Below are 18,236 nucleotides of genomic sequence, written 5' to 3'. Positions count from 1 at the left end.
GAGGCAGGGGATGCAGTTATGGGTGCCGACACGAACCAGAGCGTTGAGCGCGCTGTGGCCGTGCTGCGAGCATTCACGGGTCTGGGCGCCCTGCGCGTCACGGAGGTCGCCAAGCTGGCCGGCCTCCGGCAGTCCACTGCCTCCCGGCTGCTCAGCACCCTCGAGCAAACCGGTTTCGTCGAGCGCGACGCGGACGGGCAGTACCGGCTGGGCGCCGACCTGATCACACTGGCCGGTGCCGCGCTCAACGGTCACCCCGTGCACCACGCGGCCCGGCAACACGCCCAGTCGCTCGCGGCGACCACCGGACTCGGCGCGAACGTCGCAGTACGGCGTGGTGATCACGCCTTCTACCTCTGCAACTTCGAGGGGCACCTCGCGCCGCGGTCGTTCGCGTTGACCGGCCGCCGCAACCCTCTGCACGCCACCGCGCTGGGCAAGTGCCTGCTGCTGGGAGTCGAGGCTCGCCGCGACCTGCTGGGGGAGCTGCAGAGATACACCCCGCGCACCATCACCGACCACGACGTACTGGGTGACGCACTGGAACAGGTCGCCTGGCGGGGTTACTCGACCGAGACAGAGGAACTCTCGCTCGGCCGGTCCTGCCTGGCGGCGCCGCTTCGCGACCGCACCGGTCAGGTCGTCGCCGCGCTGTCCCTGTCCGGTCCGTCCAGCGTCGTCGACCTTCCCGGTCGGGAGCAGGAGCTGTCCCGCCTCGTGGTCGAGACCGCCGACGCCATCAACTCGCAGTTGGGCCACCACGGCCCGACCGACCGTCAGACCCCGGCGCCCCTGCGCCACAACCTCCGGAGCCGATCATGAAGATCCGCCCTGCACTCACCGCGTTCACCTGCGCGGTGGCGCTCGCCCTGTCCGGGTGCAACCTGGTCGGAGGCAGCCCGGACTCGGGCGACGCCACCGGCAAGGTCACCGTCACCGTCGCGCTGGTCCCGGATCCGCCCGGCGCCAGCCAGTTCTACCGCCAGCAGTTCGACGAGTTCGAGAAAGCCAACCCCGGCATCACCGTGAAGGTGCTGGAGAACCCGTCGGACCAGCAGCTGAACGCGGTCGAGCTGATGTTCCAGCAGAACAACGCTCCTGACGTCTTCCGGGCCCAGGACGACGGCATGGACCGGATGGCGGCCCGCGGCTGGGTCGCGCCGCTCGACGAGTTCGTCACGCCGGACTTCCTGAAGCAGTTCCCCGAGGGCAGCATGGACCCGGCCACCTCCGGCCTGCACCGCGACGGCAAGCTGATGAGCCTGCCGCTGGTGTGGGGACCGTGGTCGACGCTGCGAGTCTTCCTCTACAACGAGGATCTGCTGAAGAAGTCCGGCTTCGACGGCCCGCCGAAGACGTGGACCGAGCTCGAGCAGATGGCCACCAAGGTCAGTGCCGACGGCAAGGGCAAGTACTTCGGATACTCGCCGACCGCAGCCAAGGCAGTGGGCGTCGAGATGCTCGCCGACACAGCCGTCCCGTACTCAGTACCGGCGACCGGCATCGACTACCGGACCGGCAAGCCCGCCACCTCCAGCCCGGGACTGGTCGAGGCCGTCGAGCTGCACCGCCGGATGCAGGCCGCGAAGGTGATGATGCCGGGGTGGGAGAGCTGGGACGGCAGCCGCGCCTTCAAGGAGTTCGCCGCCGGTCGGCTCGCGATGTACCCGACGCCGCCGTGGCATGTCGCCGAGGTTCGCAAGCTGGCGCCCGAGATCAAGATGGGCATCACCGGTCTGCCGGTGCCCGCGGCCGGCCGTGGCGCCTACCTGCCGATCACCAAGTCGTTCAGCCCGCTCTGGTCGATGTCGGCCAAGTCGACGCACAAGGCCGAGAGCTGGAAGGTGATGGACTTCCTCGCCTCGGAGGCCTTCCACAACGCCTACTACAAGAAGTTCGGCACGCTCACCGCCCTCGAAAGCGCCTGGAAGGCCGACGCGGAGAAGAACCCGGACCAGGCCGCGATCCTGAAGGTCGCGCAGGAGAGCATGCGGCGGGCGCCGAACCCGGCGCTAGCGACCGCGGGCGGCCGGGCGATGACGGACGCGCTCGCGGCCAACCCCGACCTGAAGCACACCGACGCCGCGTTCAGCTCGATCATCAAGAACCAGCCGTTCGCGCCGGCCGCGGCCAAGCTCGACAAGGATCTGCAGACCTACCTGGACAAAACGTCGGCCGACCTGACGGCGAAGGGCAAGGAGGCGTCCGCCAAGGATCTGACCTTCTCCGGCTGGGACCCGCTCAAGGACTACACGCCGGGAGGCTGACCGCATGACGACGACCGTCGAGCGTCCGCTCGGAAAGGTCCCGGTCGCGGAGCGCGGACCTCGCCGACCGGGACGGTTCCGCAAGCACCTGTGGAGCTTCGTGTTCCTGATCCCGATGCTGCTGCTGTTCGGTGGCTTCACCGTGTGGCCGATGATCGCCAGCTGGTGGTACTCGTTCTTCAACTGGGACGGCGTCGGCTCACCGACGGACTGGGTTGGCCTCGCGAACTTCCGCGAGGTTCTCGGGGCCGACTCGTTCTGGCGGGCGTTCTGGCACTCGTTCGTCTTCTCGCTGGCGGCGATCTTCATCGAGATGCCACTGGCCCTGGTGCTGGCGATCCTGCTGAACAACAGCTGGCTGCGGTTCCGCAACCTCTACCGGCTGGTCCTGTTCCTGCCGGTGGTCGCGACCACTGCCGTGATCGGGATCGTCATCGCCATCCTGCTCGACCCGGCCGGCGGGCTGGTGAACCGGATCCTGCTCGACACCGGCCTGGTGGACCAGCCGGTCAACTTCCTCGGTAGTACATCGATCGCGCTGCCCACGCTGCTGTCGATCGACGTCTGGAAGGGGTTCGGGATCACCTTGATCTACTGGCTCGCGGCGTTGCAGACGGTGCCGAGGGACCTGCAGGAGGCGGCCGCGATCGACGGGGCCGGGTTCTGGCGGGCTTTGCGGTTCGTCACCTTGCCGGTCGTCATGCCGATCGCGATCGTGATCCTGCTGCTGGTTTTCCAGCGCAGCCTGAATACATTCGACCTGGTCCGGGCCGTCACCGAAGGCGGCCCGGACTACGCCACCGACGTGGTGCCGACCTACATCTACCGGTACGCGTTCGACCCGTCGCTGCAGGCGCCTCGGTACGGGTTCGCCTCTGCGGCGGGGGTGGTCTTCGGCCTGCTGACGCTGGTCGTCACGGTGCTGCAGGCTCCCTTATTGAAGCGCCGGATGGGAGGTGACCGATGACCGGGCGCTGGCGGGTTGTTGCCCGGCGCAACATCTGGCACCTGCTGCTGATCCCGTTGTGTCTGGTCTGGGTCTATCCGTTCGTCTGGATGGTCTCGGCGGCCTTCAAGACCCCTCGGGAGATGCTGATCGGTGGACTGTCCCTGATGCCGAACGATGCCACGCTGGAGAACTTCCGGCGGGCCTGGACGACCGCGAAGTTCGGCACCTACACGGCGAACACCATCACCTTCTCGATCGCGGTGGTGATCCTCGTCCTGCTGGTGGCCTCGACCGCCGGGTATGCGCTGGCACGACCGGGCCTGCCCGGCAAGAAGATCCTGGTTGGCATCCTGATCGCGACGATGTTCATCCCGCACGGATACACGATTATCCCGACGTTCGTACTGGTGAACGGCATCGGGCTGGGCAACGGTCTGCTCGGTGCCGCGCTGGCCCAGGCCGGCCCGGCGCTCGTCGTACCGGTGCTGTTGTTCATGGGATTCTTCAGCGGTATCCCGAAGGAGTTGGAGGAGGCCGCGCGGATGGACGGCGCGGGGTATCTCCGCACCTACTGGCGGGTGATGCTGCCGTTGGCGAAGCCGGTGCTGGGCACGGTCGCGCTGATGAACTTCATCGGCGCGTGGAACGCCTTCTTCATCCCGCTCGTGTTCACGTTGGGCAACCCGGACCTGCGCACGCTCGGGGTCGGCATGTACGGGTTCTACGGCCAGGACACCACCGATTGGACCGGGCTCGCGGCTGCGGCCTGTATCAGCGTGATCCCGGTCGTGGTGGTCTTCCTGTTCCTGCAACGGACCTTCGTCGAGGGGATCGCCGGTGCGGTCAAAAGCTGACCGCATCTCCGCACACTCGTATATCCAAGGAGAATCTCCCCGGCTCGACGCCAGAACCGGTGAGCTGATCTGGGTGAACATCAAGGCCGGGCACGTGCATCGCGGCCGCCTGGCCGAGGGGGTGCTGGCAGTCGTACGGAGCTACGACATCGGCCGCCCGGTGGGGGTCGCGGTACCCCTGGCTTCTCTAGGCGCCGGTTGGGCGCTCGCCGTACGGGACGGGTTCGCGCACCTGGCCGATGACGGCACAGTGACGACCCTGGTGAGCGGGCTGACCAGCGGCCAGGATCAGATGAACGACGGGGCCTGCCACCCGGACGGCAGCTTCTGGGCCGGCTCGCAGGCCATCCCGCGCGAACCTCGCGCCGCCCTCTTCCGGCTCTCGCCGGACGGCCAGGCCGAGACGATGATGACCGGCCTGACTGTTGCCAACGGCATCGACTTCAGCCCGGACGGCCACACCCTCTACTTCGTCGACACCCTCCCGCGCCGCCGCCTCGAGGCCATCACCTTGGATGACGGGAGGCCAGGCCGGCGGACCACCATCGCCGAGATCAGTGGCGGCAACCCCGACGGACTGGTCCTCGACGACGACGGTTGCGTCTGGGTCGCGGTGTGGGACGCGAGCGAAGTACGCCGCTACGCCCCGACCGGGGAACTCCTTGCCACGGTCGAACTACCCGTCCCCAGACCGACCGCCGTCTGCTTCCAGGGCAGCACGCTGGTGATCACGACCGCGTCCCTCGGGCTCGATCAGCCCCCGGCCGGCAGTGGACATCTCTTCGCGGCCGACGTCGGTGTCAGCGGCCCGCCCACCCGCCCATGGCAGGGCATGCATTATGCGGATGTCTAATCCGTACTATGGACATTGAAATCACTTCGTCATAGAGTCGCCCCACATCTGAAACGTTGGGAGCCGCCCGATGACCCTCCGCCCGGCCCGATTCCTGGCCTCACCTGTTCTGATCCCCTTCGCCCTGACCGCCGCCACGCTGGCCGGGACCGGACCGGCAGCAGCCGATCCGGTGGCCGGGCCCGACTACGTGCCGACCGGCTACCAGCTCGCTTGGGCGGACGAGTTCAGCGGCACGTCGGTGGACAGCAGCCGGTGGAGCTTCCGTACGGATACGAAGAGTTTGAGTGTGCAGCGGCCGGAGAACGTCACCGTCGGCGACGGCATCATGACCATCCACCTATGTCCCAAGGGCCGGTTCGGTCGTAACTGTGCGCTGTCCGGCGATACCGGCGACTTTTACACGGGCGGCGGGCTGATCAGTAAGCGCAACTTCCGCTACGGTTACTACGAGACGCGTGCGAAGACGAATGTCGGTAGCGGCTGGCATTCGGCCTTCTGGGCGGCGGGTAGTGCCGACGGCCCGCGCACCGAGATCGACGGGTTCGAGGTTGACTCGCACGCGCCGACCATGATCCGGCACAACGTCATCCCATGGACCCAGGGCTACCTCAGCGAGGGGCCCTACGAGGTCGGGTTCGATACCTCGGCGGCGTTCCACACGTATGGGTTCGAGTGGCGCGAAGACTCCGTCACGTTCTACGTCGACGGCCAGTACGCGTGGCACACGGATTACTCGCCCGACACGTACATGCACAACTTCCTCAACGTGTGGCTGACCGCCATCGCTCTCAAGATCAACGATCAGGATCTCGTAGACACAAGCGCGCTTCCGGGCAAGGTGCAGTTCGAGTACTTCCGCTTCTACGAGCGTGACGCCTACGCGGACAACGACGCGCCGGCCGGCTATACCGAGATCGGCACCGGGTGGTTGACGTCGAGCCTGCGTGGGTTCGCTGGCATGACCGCTCGCTACTCCTGCGACAGCGGTACGGCCGGTCGCTGGACGCTCAACCCTCCGGCCACCGGCTCGTATGCCGCCTCCTTCTACCGAGTAGGCGGGACCGGCGGGCAGGCCGACGCTCTCGTCACCGTGTGGGACGGCAGCACGGCGCTTGCCAGAATGCGGGTCGATCTCACGGTGAGCGGCAGCGAGTGGGTTCCGCTCCGCAACCTCTCTCTGGTCGGCGGCCGCACGTACATCGTCCGCATCGACAAGGACGGCCCCGGCTGTATTCGCGCTGACGCCATCAAATTCGTCCGCCTCTGATTCGGCTCCCTTCCATGCAGGAGGTTCGTGTTGTGAATATCCGGAGAACCATCCACGCCGCCGTGGCGGTGGCTCTTGCCGCCGGCGGACTCGCGGGCGCGCCAGTCGCCCCGCCAGCAACACCTGCCGCGGCGGAATCGTCCACGGTCGCGTCGGCTGACGTCCCGCGGCCGGCCGGATACGAGCTCGCCTGGACGGACGAGTTCGACGGCACTGAACCGGGCGGGACCGGGCTCGACACCCATGCGTGGTACTACCGGGAGGGCGAGAAGGCGATCTGCTCCAACAGCCCGGACAACGTCTCGGTCGCCGGCGGGAAGCTCCGCATCGCGCTCAAGCGTCAAGACCGCAACGGCAAGCAGTACACGTGTGGCGGTGTGATCAGCAAGCAGTGGTTCGGCTACGGCTACTACGAGACGCGAGCCGAGCTATGGGGAGATCGGGGGTTCCACTCCGCGTTCTGGACGACCGGCCTCTCGGACAGCATGCCTGACACGCCCGGCTACAAGGGCCCGAACAACCGCGTCAACGAGATCGACGGGTTCGAGATCGACTCTCACGCCCCGACCCGGATCGCCCATCACTCGCACTGGTTCGTGCCACGTCACATCGGCAATCAGGGCGGCCTCTACGTCGGGCCGGACAGTTCCGACGGCTATCACACGTACGGCTTCGAGTGGCTGCCCACCGAGATCCGGTATTACGTCGACGGGATGCTCGCCCGGGTCCAGCCGTATGCAGGCCCGCACGGACTACAGAGCATCTGGCTCACGACGCTCGGCTACACGGCCCCGGTCGACGAGGGCAACCTGCCTGGCGAGACCACTTGGGACTACTTCCGCTACTACGCTCCCACCGACGGCGGCAACGACGCCGCGCCGGGCAGCGCCGTCGTGGACAACGGCGATGCCGGCTACGCGGAGTCCGGTGAATGGAAAGACGCCGTCACCGACAGCCACGAAGAGGCGTTCGGCTTCCAGGATCGCCAGACCCGTCGGTCCGATTCACCTGACGCGGCCGCCACCTGGACACCGGAACTGGAGGACGCGGGCGAGTACGAGGTCTTGGCCTGGAATCCAAGCTTCCTCGCCACCGGGCACACGGCGGCGCGTTACACCGTCGCTCATGCCGGAGGAAGCAGCGACGTGGTGGTCAACCAGAGCACAGCCGGGCAGCAGTGGGTCAGCCTCGGCTCCTACCGGATGAAACCTGGTGCCGGTCATGGCCTGCGCCTCACCGGCGACACGTCAGGTAAGGGCACATTGCGCGCCGACTCTGCGATGTTCACACCGGCGATCGTGGTCGACAACGGCGGTGCCCTGGACGCCATCGGGGTCACCGGCTCCGGCTACTCGGAAACGGGAACGTGGTCCACGTCGTCGGCTGTAGCCGGTTGGCGCGACACCGACACCCGGTACGCCAGTAGCTCCACGTCTGCCGCTCGCTGGACGCCCGAGCTGCCCGAGAGCGGAACATACGCCGTGTATGCGTGGACACCCGTTCACGAATCGAACACGAACATCGCGCGCTACAAGGTCGTCCACAACGGCGGACCAGCCGTCGTCGAAGTGGATCACGTCGACCGATGGACCAAGCTGGGCACATTCGCCTTCGAGGCCGGCGCCGGTGGCTACGTCGAGTTGGGCAAAGACACCGGGGTGACAGGTAACCTGCGCGCCGACGCCGTGAAGTTCGTCCCAGTGCCCGCCGCCGACGATGACGCACCAGCGGTACCATCCGACGTCCGGGGCGACGTCTACACCGTTCCCGACACCGGCGACGCGGTCCTGACCTGGCACTGGCGCACAGTGCACGAGCCGGACCTGGTCGGTTACCACGTCTACCTGGACGGCCAGCGGGTGAGCTGGAAGCCAGTCCAGCGGCCATCCTTCCGGATGCGTCAGATGCTGGCCGGCCAGACGTACAAGATCAGCGTGACATCCGTGGACAGCTCGGGCAACGAGTCCGCGCCGTCGCGCCGGGTTCCGATCCGGATCCCGGCCGACACGCGCCCGCCTGCCGCGCCCGACACTCTGATCGGCGAGGCAGCCAACGGCATGGCGATCCTGTACTGGGAACAGAACTCGGAGGTCGATCTGCTCGGCTACCGCATCTACGCTGACGGTGAGCTGGTCACCACCGGCGATCCGGTCGGACATCCCGCCGACCCAGACTTCACCCGGCTGGGCTTCCCGGTGCATGGCCTGGCCAACAACGTGGAACACAGCCTGGAGGTGCGCGCCGTCGACCTCTCGGGAAACGAGTCGCGGCCGGCTGCCGTCGCCGTCACGCCGTTGCCCATGAACATCGTCGGCATCGGGGACGAGGGATACACCGAACAGGGCGCCTGGACGCCGTCGAGCGTGAGAGGCTGGCTGAGTTCGCCAACGCGCACCACAAACGTCACCTCGGCCACAGCGCAATGGCATCCTGAGCTGGCCGTGGCCGGAACGTACGACGTGTACGCGTGGGTACCCAACCATGCCAACAGCACGACCGCCGCTCGCTATACCGTCACTCACGCGGGCGGCACCGGCATCACCGACATCGATCAGACCACCGGCGGGAACCAATGGATTCTGCTCGGGCGGCACGAGTTCGACGTCGGCACAGCGGGGCACGTCACCGTCTCCAACGCCGCCGGCCGAGGTTACCTGCGCACCAGCGCCGTGAAGTTCATCCCCGTCAGTTAATTTCCGCGGTGACAAACCGATCCATTGAGGCCACCACGGGCCGGCGACGACCCGCTTCCGCGATCTCGGCGGACGACGATCCGTGCGCCTACCCGTGCGGCGCGCGGGGGCCTCAGCGCGTAGCCCCGGGGTTGTACGCTGCGGGTATGCGGATGGGGCGCGCGGATGCCGTCGCTGAGAGCTTGCTTGCGCTGGTGCTCGACGGCACGTTCGGGGTGGGGGAGGCGTTGCCGAGCGAGGTCGAGCTGGCCGGCCGGTTCGATGTCAGCAGGCTGACTGTCCGCGAGGCGATCCGCTCGTTGGCGTCGACCCGGGTGATCGCTGTCCGGCAGGGTAAGTCCAGCATCGTCAATCCCGTTGAGCAGTGGTCGCCGTTGGACGGGCGGTTGCTCAAGGCACGCAGTCGTGCGGGTGCCGATCCGCTGATGCTGCCAAGGCGGTTGCTGGAGGCTCGCCGCGTGGTCGAAGTCGCGATCGCGGAGCTCGCGGCGCTTCGTCGCGACGGCACGCACCTCGAGCGGATGAGAACGCTGCAGGATCAGATGCGCGTGGCGCACGGACGTGGCGATGTGGCTGCATGTGCCGAGGCGGATCTGGCGTTTCACGGTGTGCTGTTCGAGGCCGCCGACAACGTCTTCTTGAATGCCTTGTTCGAGCCGCTCGAGTCCGTCGTGCGCAGTCTGAGGGATCAGACCTCGTCGGTGGCGGAGATCCGGGAGCACGCTCTGATCCGGCACGGACTCATCCTCGACGCGGTGGCTTCGGGGGATCCGGTGGCGGCCCGGGAGGCGATGCAGGCCCACCTCCTCCAGACCGAGGAGGACTTCGAGACCTTCCTGGGTCCGGACGATATAGCCGATCCCGCGACCGGTTGACCTGCTCAGCCGATCTTGACGCCGAAGACCTGCAGCAGTGTGTACACCCCGAGCAAGCCGATCGCGATGCTGCTGACAGCCAGGAGAATGTTGAACAGGTTCGCGCCGTACAGCCTCGGGTCGGTCTCGGTACGACGCAGGTACCAGACCGCGATGACGACGGCTACCAGGAAGATGCCGGTCATCACGCCGCCGATCTGGACCATGATCACCGGTGACTGGATAGTCAGGTAGGCGATGCCCCACAGGATCGGCAGGGCGACGGTGAAGATACGGATCCAGCGGAGCCGGGCGACCGGGTCTTGCCAGTCGAACACTCCGAGGGTCGCCAGCACGTTGGAGTACATTCGCGACCAGCTCGGGATCGAGGCCCACAAGGTCGACCCGAGGACCGCGATCGCACCGATCAGGAACAGGACGTTCGCCCATTCGCCGAGGGTGTCGGTGTAGATGCGTGACAGCGAGGTGATCATCTCGTTGCCCTTGGGCAGGATGCCCTGTGGTTTCAGTACAGCCGCGCCCATGATGAAGAAGGCGAGGGTGCCGAAGGTGTAGACGCACCAGGAGATGAAGGCGTCCTTGTACATCACCTTGATCCAGCCGTTGGCCCGGCGTGCCCATTCCTCGCTACCGTCGTTCGGACCTGCCCAGCGGGCATAGCCTTTCTCGACGCACCAGTAGGTGTAGAAGGTGATCTCGTCGGCGCCGACACCGGTGATGCCGAACATCGCGATCGCCGCGCCCAGCGCCCCGGCCGGGATCATGAAGGTGAGGCCGCCGGCGATGTCCCCGGCGTCGTACGGATACGGCGTGAATGGCAGGCCGAGAGCGATCAGGATCGTGATCGCCGAGAAGATCACCACCAGGGCGACGGCGCCGCGTTCGATCAGGCTGTACTTGCTCTTGTAGAGCATGGCGATGCTGACGATCACCAGGATGACCGTCCAGATCGTCAGAGATGTCTTGCCCAAGGGGTCGTCGCCGAACGGCAGCAGGATGCTGAACGCGACCGCCGTGCCGCCGATGATGCCGCCCAGTTGGAGCAGCTTCGACAGTGCCAGGATGATCCAGAGAAAGTTGATCCAGCCCAGCCGCCCGAGCCTCGGCGGCACCTTGTTGTAGCCGGTGAGGGCGGGTTGTCCGGTGGCGATGGTCCAGCGCGCCAGTTCGACCTGCACTGCCACCTTCACGAGCGTGCTGAAGATGACCATCCACAGGATCGCGAAGCCGGCTTGGGCACCGAGCGTGGTGGTCGCGATGAGCTCGCCCGATCCGACGATCGAGGCGCTCAGGATGAGACCTGGGCCGAGGTACCGAATGCTGGCGCGCCAGCCGGTCGGTGGCTCCTTGATGCCGTCCGCGGTCAGTGTGTACGGATCGGTGGCGGTTGTTTCCGTACCTGTGCTCATCGGGGCGGCTCCTCGAGGCGAACTCCTCTGATGTCTGATGAGCATCATGGAGAGCAGCCTTGCGCGCGTCAATAACTCAAGCCCCGTTACCGCGGGGTACGCGGTGACGTCCGAGCTCATCGAGCAACGCTGTTCAGCGGCGGCCTGCCCCGGTTCGGCCTGCCCCGGGGTCGGCCGAACCCGGCGGCGCCGGTAGAGCACACCTCCCGGGATTCGGGGTCGAGGTTGAAGGTGGCCGCGACGAGTCGGGCGGCCGCTGGGCCCAGCGGCGTCTCCTTTGGCGATCCCACCGTCGATCACCGCAGGCGTTGCCGAGGGCAACAACCTGAAGTTCCCGAATGAGTAGTCGGCCTCACCGTGGTGGCGATCCTGCCCGCCCGCTGATTCGGCGGGCCGCGGTGAGGTGGCGCGCCTCTCCCGTATGCCGAGGCGGACGTCCCGTGGACCGCCTTGGTGCCGACCCTGTGGCGAAGGCCTCGCCCTCCGTTCCCGGTGTTGGTGTGACGGTCAGGCGTCGTTCACCCGCCTGCGGTCGGATGCGCCGGACGAGAGGACATCGAGGTGGCAGGTTTGATCCGCGGCGGCGGTTGCTGGGCGGGGCACTTGCGATCGGTGGCGGTGCCGTCGTGGGGCCGCTGCGGCTGGGCGAAACGAGTGGACAGTTGAGTGAGCTGATCGCGGTGGAGTCGAGGCCGTCGCCGGGACTGGCGACAGTGCAGCATCACGCCCGGCTGACTGGGCTGGATCCGAACGCTGGGTACTTCTACCGGGCCGCCCACGACGGTGGGCAGAGCGATGACTTCTCGTTCGATACCGTCGCGCCGAGTACCGCGAGGAGCGACAGAGTTGTGCGGTTCACCGCCTTCGGTGACCAGGGCACGAAGGCTCGCATCCCGTGGATGCCGGTGCTGGGAAACCACGAGGTGGAGGCGACCGGCAGCGAGTTGGGCTATGAGTCCTACTTCGCGCGGTTCACTCCACCGGCCACTGGCCTCGATCACCCGGCTGGTGCGACTAACTGGTCGTTGCGGATCGGCAATGTCGGGTTTGTCGCGCTCCTCGGTGCGGCATGGCTCGGATGCCCGGGTCCATGACCGGTGGACGCCACTGTTCGACACCTATCGGGTCGATGTGGTGATCAACGGACACAACCACATGTGTGGGGGCTGGCAACTTTTCGGTGTAACTCGTTTGTTGGTTCTAGTTCGTGTCGGTGGCGGGCGGCATGGGTCTCGAATCAGTAGCCTTGGACATTTGGCCACGCTCGTTCCACCCCGACTCTGTCGAGTTCAGTCGAGAATTGGGCCAACAGCTCCTCTGTGTGGCGTACCGCGCGCGGGGAAACGTCATTTGCGGTGCAGAAGGCGACTAGATGGCCGACGGCCTCACCGATGTTCCACTCAACAAGGGGCATGCGGTAGGCGCCGTTGGTGATGTGGGTGGTGCCGATGTTCTTGGCGGCCGGCAGCAGGTTCTCGACTCTGACTGGCAGGAGCGCGCCGAGCGGTAGCTGGTAGGGGCAGCAGCCGATATCGATGTAGGGGTCGCCTCCGGTGGACGGGTGCAGATCGATGCGGTAGAGGCCGATGCCGACACTGTCGGGGTGTTGAACGGCCCCGTGGTGGCCACGGACGTCGAGCGCGATGTCTTGCTCGACGATGGTGTGTTCGGCGGCGATTCGGCGCGATTCGCGGATGTAGGGCGCCATCGCGAGTCCGTCGGGGGTGTGTCCGACGACGTCACCTCGCAGCCGCAGGCCTGGCCAGCCAGTGCCTCCGTCGGGGCGTGGCGCTTCGGTTTGAAGCCAGTAGAGCAGGCTCAGGCTGAGGTTGCGGGCCCCCTGCAGGTGCTCACTGGCGTCCTCGTCGGACACCCCGTAGAGGGGGCCTCCCCAGTAGTCCATCTGGGGCCAGTTCACCAGCGTGATGTCGGAGGTGTAGCTGCCGTGGACAAAGTTGTTGCGGGCGGTGATCCGACGAAACGTCCAAAGGTTCCGGTCAATGGTGTGTGCCCGGCGGTCGTCGTAGTCCGGCGTGATGTCGTCGGGGTTGCCGTCGGGGTTGGGCTCGAACCGGTGCTGCATGGGTTGGCGGGTCTTTGGGTGCGGGGTGATGAAGGAGAGCTGGCCTTCCGGCCAGTCGAGCGAACGGGCTGCCGCGATGCCGGCGTACCCGGATGGCTTGTCGATGGTCAGGTCAGCGCCGGGAAGATGATCTAGGGCAAAGCACACCGACACCGGCTGCATGTTCAGCGGTTGAGCCTTTGCTGGAGCGTGAGGTTCCCCGGTCTGGGCTTGGGATTCCGCGCCGGTGACATGTTCGACGCCTGCCATCGGCAGGAGGTCCCCCGTCTCGGTGGCGTCGACGAACCACGGTGCCGTGATGGTGATGTGCTGGCCAGTGGTGCTGTCGCGAAACGTAACAGCGTCCACCCGGTCTCCAGTCGTGGACGCTGAAATCGGGTCGTGTTGAAGCAGGACGCGCAGCCGACCTGATGATCGGTGCGGCGCGAGAAGTGACTCGAGCACTGCGACACCGACGCGGGGTTCGTGGCACAGATGGCTGACTCTGGCCGCTCCCGGATTCAGCGCACGACTAGCATGGGCTTCGGCTGTGAGCGGATAGTGCGCCCGGTAGTATGCCCGGATCCGTTCCCGGAAGTCGCGGTAGGAGGCGGTGGACCCGAACTGTTCGATCCACACGTGCTCATCCGGTGGCACGGCCTGACTGGTCAGAACGCCGCCCAGCCAGCGAGTGGGCTCGGTAATGACGACATTCACACCTCGGCTGACCGCTGCCAGGGCAGCCGCGACGCCGCCGAACCCTCCACCCACCACCAGCATCTGTGTCCGTAATTCGCTCATGCTCGCAGGTTATCGACGGACTACGCCGTCATAGAATGGCTCACGTGATCCAACGCGTGTCTCACGTTGATTCTGCATCCCGCCGGCTCCGAGTTGTCGACGCCACTGCACGGGAGGTGCCGCACCCCGCGGGATCAGTGATCGGGCCACGCGTCCAGCGCGGGCTCCAGCTTCTGTTGATGCATGCCGGAACGATGCACATCCAAGTGGACGACAAGACGGCCTTCGCGGTCGGCGCAGGCGAGATCTGCATGCTGCTGCCCGGTCACACCGAAACGATCCGGATGGGCCGCGACAGCGAGGTCCGCCAGACACTTGTCCGCGGACGTCTGGACGATCTCACCCCGCAGATGCATCAGTGGCTCGAATCCGTGCGCCCGACTCGGCGCCTGTCGTCGGCAATGACCTATCTCGCCCGCGAGGCGGTCGTCACCGAACAAACCAGACTCACCGCCGACGGCGCCCTCCTCGACGCATTAGCCACAGCCTTGCTGTGGCGATTCATCGCCGAATTCGAGAACTACCCCGCTGCACTCCCCGCCCCGATCGAGGCTGCCCGCCTGTTCATCCACACCCACGTAAGCGAACCGATCAACCTGACCGACATCGCGGAGGCCGCGGCCGTCACCCCCGCGCACCTCATCCGGCTGTTCCGAGAACACATGGACACCACTCCCGTCCGCTACCTGTGGGACAGGCGAATCACCCTGGGCATCGAACTGCTCACCAGCACCGGTCTCACGGTAGCGACCGTGGCCAGCCGCAGCGGGTTCAAAACCAGTTTCCATTTCGCCCGCCGCATACGCGAGGCGACAGGTCAATCACCGACAGAGCTACGTGCCGCGATCTGGCAGCCGTAGCTCGCAACGGCTGATCATTCCTGGACACAGGCGCGCGCACGCTGGCCATACCTTCCCGCCTGTCAGAGGCCGAGCATGAGCTGACACACGAAATGCTGGACACGCCAGCACGATGAAGATGGAGTGTCACGATGACAGGCACCAGATCACTCTCAAGCAAAACAATCGCCATGCTCGCACTAGCGAGCCTGGGGCTGACAGTCGCCGCGTGCAGCGACGACGCCACGAGCAGCGGTGAAGTTGTCATCACATGCGCAGCGTGCCAGCAAAGCCCCACCGATCCGTTCCTTCAGTACAACTACGAGGCAGCCCAGCGCTTCAACCAGCAGTTCGCCGGCACGTACCGCATCGAGGTGCAACAGAACCAGAACGCCGGATCCAGTCCAGACCGGCTGCAGTACTACCAGCGGCTCGCCCTTGCCGACGACCTGCCCGACCTGTTCCAGCTCAACAGCGGCGAGATCAAGTCGCTCCAGACGACGAACAAGCTACGGAACTTCTCCGGCGACCTCAACGCCGATCCCGCCTGGAAGGACACCTTCCTCCCGTCGGTCTTCGACGCACTCAGCGGCGACGACAGGCAGATCTGGGCCATCCCCCAGCAACGCGACGCCATCGGCATGTTCTACAACACCAAGCTCTTCGCCTCAGCAGGCTACGCCGCGTTCCCTGCCACGTGGGCTGCCTTCGAGCAGGCCGCGGCGAAACTCAAAGCCCGCGGCACGACAGCGCTGGCCGCCGACGGTGACTGGGCGACCATGCTGATATGGGTCAACCTGATCGGCACCCAGCCCGGAGGCAAGGACTTCCTCACCGGCGAACTGGACTCCGGTGACTACTCGGGCAACGCCCAAGCGGTCAAGGCCAGCGAGACGCTTCGCGCCTGGCACAACAAGGGCTGGGTCAACTCCGATGCCTTCTCCGGCGACTTCCAAGACGCTGCCGCGGCGTACCTTTCACAGTCGGCAGCATCCGTTGCCAACGGCCCCTGGTTCGTCAAGACGACCCTCAAGTCCAAGTCCGCGCCGGCAGACCTCTACCACGACACCGCCTACACCACCGCGCCCGGGTGGGCCGACGGCGAGCGTGGAGTCATCGTCGTCACAGGTGCAGGCTGGGTCAGCGGAACTCAAGCCGATGGCGATAAGGCCAAAGCGGTGACCGAGTTCGCCAAGTTCATCTCAAGCCCGGCCGAGTCGCTGAAACAAGCCCAGGCCACCGGCGCGAACCCACCCGTCAAGGTCGAAACATCCGCCATCGCCAACGCCGGTCTCGAGCCGCTGTCCACCGGCCTGGCCAAGACAGTTGCCACCACCAAATACACCTACCCCCACGTACGGGTCTACGGCCCCGCCGGTTTCGGCAACGCCTGGAAAAACCTGTGGCCCGCCTACGTAAAGGGCGAGATCGACACCCACAAGTTCCTCAGCCGCCTCGGCACCGACGCCACCAAGCAGGCCGGCGCCAAGTGACTCGCCCCGCAACCCGACGCCGGCCGCGCCCCACACCACTAGTGGTCGCGTCCCGCGTCCCGCCCGGCATGGCCAGACCAGTCGCAGTGTCGATTGCGCCCGGAGCCATACTTTTCACGGTCTTCTTCCTGGCACCGTTCGCCGTTTTGATCGGGAGCTCTTTCGCCAGCTGGGGCGGCCTCGACTTCACCTTCACCGGGTGGGACAACTATCAGACCATGGTCCAGGACCCGGTGTTCTGGAAAGCCGTCCGCAACACCTTGTTCTACAGTGCAGTCAGCATAGTCATCCAGGTGCCGTTCGGCGTCGTCGTCGGCATCATCCTCAGCCAGAAGCTGCCCGGCTGGCGCACCTTCCGCACCGTCATCTTCGTGCCCTTCGTGATCTCCGGCGCTGCCTACGCATTGGTCTACGCCGCCTTCTACAACTCCCGCTACGGACTGCTCAACCAGACACTTTCAGTGGTCGGCGCCGGCGGGAAAGACTGGCTCTACGACACCAGCACCGCGCGGTCGGCGGTCGCCGCGACCTTCGCGTTCATCATTGGCTTCACTGTCATCCTCGTCATGGCCGAGATCGCCTCCATCCCGCGCGAGCTCTACGAGGCGGCCGAGACCGACGGCGCCAGCCTGCTGCAACAGCATCTACGGATCACCCTTCCGCTGTTGCGCAACGTGATCGGCACCTGCATCCTGGTCCGGCTACTCGGTGACATTGGAATGTTCGACGTCGTGTTCATCCTCACCTCCGGCGGCCCGAACGACTCCACCGTCACCCTCGCGCTCTACGCCTACCGCGCCTACCTCGACGGCGCCTGGGGCTATGCCAACGCCGTCGGCACCACAATCCTGCTTATCGGGCTGATCCTCATCGTGACCGTCCGCCGGGCCTTCCGCATAGGGGAGAGAGCCCTGTGACCGGCTCACGCACACGTCACAACTCAAGGCTTGTTGTCGCGGGCCTCTATCTGGTTCTGATCCTCGCCTGCCTACTGTCGCTAGGCCCCACCCTGTGGGTCGTGTTGTCGTCCTTCAAAACAGCGGATCAGTTCACCTCCGGGTCCGGATTCTGGCCGAGCCCCTTCACCGATTCTGGCTACATCGACGCGTTCACCCAGGTACGCCTCCACGAGTACGTCGCCAATACCCTGCTCTACGCGGTCGGAGGCACCACCGGCGCACTCACCGTGGCCCTACTGGCCGCATATCCGCTGGCTCGCTATCGCTTCCGCGGCAGCGGAAGTATCACCGCCGCGTTCAGCCTGGCCCTTGCCGTCCCGTTGGTCGGCTTGGCCACCCCAGAGTTCTTCATCATGCGCGAGCTCGGCCTGTTCAACTCCCGACCCGGCATGGTGATCTTCTACGCGGCGCTGATGTTTCCACTGTCGTTCGTGGTACTGCGATCATTCCTGGCAAGCCTGCCACCCGAACTCGAAGAAGCAGCCCACGTCGATGGAGCCGGATACTTCGCCATCCTGCGAACCATCGTGCTGCCCCTGTCACGACCCGCGTTGGCGACCGTCGCCGTCGTGTCGTTCGTCCTGATCTGGAACGAATTCTTCTTCGCCAACCTGCTCACCGTCTCCCAACGGAACCAGAACGTCCAACTCGCGCTCGCCGGCTTCAAATCCCAATTCGGCAGCAACGTCACCGGCTCCCTGGCCGGCGCAACCCTCGTCATGATCGTCCCGGTCATCCTGTTCTTGCTCCTGCAACGACAAGTCATCGCAGGACTAACCGCCGGTGCAACCAAATGAGCAGGGAAGCCCGTTGCAGCCTCCAGGACTGGCAGATCGCGCGAGATCCAGGTGTCTTCCCTAGCCATCCCTTCAAGGCCGGTTGGTGCACGAAGGGCAGCGACCGATGGTCGTC

The 18,236-nt window shown here is 65.9% G+C and carries 15 protein-coding genes; 13 read left to right on the top strand and 2 right to left on the bottom strand.

Features of this window, described 5'->3' with window-relative positions:
• Positions 1 to 18 precede the first annotated feature (18 nt).
• From OG394_RS15900 to OG394_RS15865, 8 genes are all read left to right on the top strand, one after another.
• Complete coding sequence (locus OG394_RS15900) at positions 19 to 822, top strand: IclR family transcriptional regulator (RefSeq protein ID WP_328996131.1); 804 nt, start codon at positions 19 to 21, stop codon at positions 820 to 822.
• A complete protein-coding gene (locus OG394_RS15895) occupies positions 819 to 2,267 on the top strand; it encodes an ABC transporter substrate-binding protein (RefSeq protein WP_328996130.1) in 1,449 nt (482 codons plus the stop codon). The genes OG394_RS15900 and OG394_RS15895 overlap by 4 nt, the downstream gene beginning before the upstream one ends.
• Positions 2,268 to 2,271: 4 nt before the next feature.
• A complete protein-coding gene (locus tag OG394_RS15890) occupies positions 2,272 to 3,234 on the top strand; it encodes a carbohydrate ABC transporter permease (protein ID WP_328996129.1) in 963 nt (320 codons plus the stop codon).
• On the top strand, positions 3,231 to 4,070 hold the full coding sequence (locus tag OG394_RS15885; RefSeq protein ID WP_328996128.1) for a carbohydrate ABC transporter permease: 840 nt from the start codon (positions 3,231 to 3,233) through the stop codon (positions 4,068 to 4,070). The genes OG394_RS15890 and OG394_RS15885 overlap by 4 nt, the downstream gene beginning before the upstream one ends.
• Positions 4,054 to 4,923 (top strand): SMP-30/gluconolactonase/LRE family protein, encoded by an 870-nt coding sequence (locus OG394_RS15880; RefSeq protein WP_328996127.1) that lies wholly within the window; start codon positions 4,054 to 4,056, stop codon positions 4,921 to 4,923. Before OG394_RS15885 ends, OG394_RS15880 begins: the two co-directional genes overlap by 17 nt.
• A 70-nt stretch (positions 4,924 to 4,993) precedes the next feature.
• A complete protein-coding gene (locus OG394_RS15875) occupies positions 4,994 to 6,193 on the top strand; it encodes a family 16 glycosylhydrolase (protein WP_328996126.1) in 1,200 nt (399 codons plus the stop codon).
• Positions 6,194 to 6,225: 32 nt separating this feature from the next.
• Positions 6,226 to 8,886: a golvesin C-terminal-like domain-containing protein gene (locus OG394_RS15870; protein WP_328996125.1), complete on the top strand. Its 2,661-nt coding sequence runs from the start codon at positions 6,226 to 6,228 to the stop codon at positions 8,884 to 8,886.
• A 146-nt stretch (positions 8,887 to 9,032) separates the two neighbouring features.
• A complete protein-coding gene (locus tag OG394_RS15865; protein ID WP_328996124.1) occupies positions 9,033 to 9,761 on the top strand; it encodes a FadR/GntR family transcriptional regulator in 729 nt (242 codons plus the stop codon).
• A gap of 5 nt (positions 9,762 to 9,766) precedes the next feature.
• Here the strand turns inward: OG394_RS15865 and OG394_RS15860 are convergent, their stop codons facing one another.
• The gene (locus tag OG394_RS15860) at positions 9,767 to 11,170 is read right to left on the bottom strand and encodes an Nramp family divalent metal transporter (protein WP_328996123.1); all 1,404 of its coding nucleotides are present in this window, start codon (positions 11,168 to 11,170) and stop codon (positions 9,767 to 9,769) included.
• 662 nt (positions 11,171 to 11,832) lie between these two features.
• On the opposite strand from OG394_RS15860, the gene OG394_RS15855 reads away from it, so the two are divergent.
• Positions 11,833 to 12,264 (top strand): fibronectin type III domain-containing protein, encoded by a 432-nt coding sequence (locus OG394_RS15855; protein WP_328996122.1) that lies wholly within the window; start codon positions 11,833 to 11,835, stop codon positions 12,262 to 12,264.
• 143 nt (positions 12,265 to 12,407) lie between these two features.
• On the opposite strand, the gene OG394_RS15850 is transcribed toward OG394_RS15855, so the two are convergent.
• Positions 12,408 to 14,033 (bottom strand): FAD-dependent oxidoreductase, encoded by a 1,626-nt coding sequence (locus tag OG394_RS15850; protein WP_328996121.1) that lies wholly within the window; start codon positions 14,031 to 14,033, stop codon positions 12,408 to 12,410.
• 179 nt (positions 14,034 to 14,212) lie between these two features.
• Here OG394_RS15850 and OG394_RS15845 point away from each other — a divergent pair, with 179 nt between their 5' ends.
• From OG394_RS15845 to OG394_RS15830, 4 genes are all read left to right on the top strand, one after another.
• Entirely contained in the window at positions 14,213 to 14,893 is a 681-nt protein-coding gene (locus OG394_RS15845; RefSeq protein ID WP_328996120.1) for an AraC family transcriptional regulator, read from the top strand.
• Between the two features lie 170 nt (positions 14,894 to 15,063).
• Positions 15,064 to 16,365, top strand: coding sequence for an ABC transporter substrate-binding protein (locus tag OG394_RS15840; RefSeq protein ID WP_328996119.1), 1,302 nt, complete (start codon positions 15,064 to 15,066; stop codon positions 16,363 to 16,365).
• Between the two features lie 41 nt (positions 16,366 to 16,406).
• Positions 16,407 to 17,282, top strand: coding sequence for a carbohydrate ABC transporter permease (locus tag OG394_RS15835; protein ID WP_328996118.1), 876 nt, complete (start codon positions 16,407 to 16,409; stop codon positions 17,280 to 17,282).
• A 101-nt stretch (positions 17,283 to 17,383) separates the two neighbouring features.
• Positions 17,384 to 18,121 (top strand): carbohydrate ABC transporter permease, encoded by a 738-nt coding sequence (locus tag OG394_RS15830; RefSeq protein WP_328996117.1) that lies wholly within the window; start codon positions 17,384 to 17,386, stop codon positions 18,119 to 18,121.
• Positions 18,122 to 18,236 lie beyond the last annotated feature (115 nt).

It is taken from the genome of Kribbella sp. NBC_01245 (assembly GCF_036226525.1).
Lineage (GTDB): Bacteria > Actinomycetota > Actinomycetes > Propionibacteriales > Kribbellaceae > Kribbella.
The sequence above is the reverse complement of the archived record's forward strand: the minus strand, read 5'-3'. Positions and strand labels throughout refer to the sequence as shown.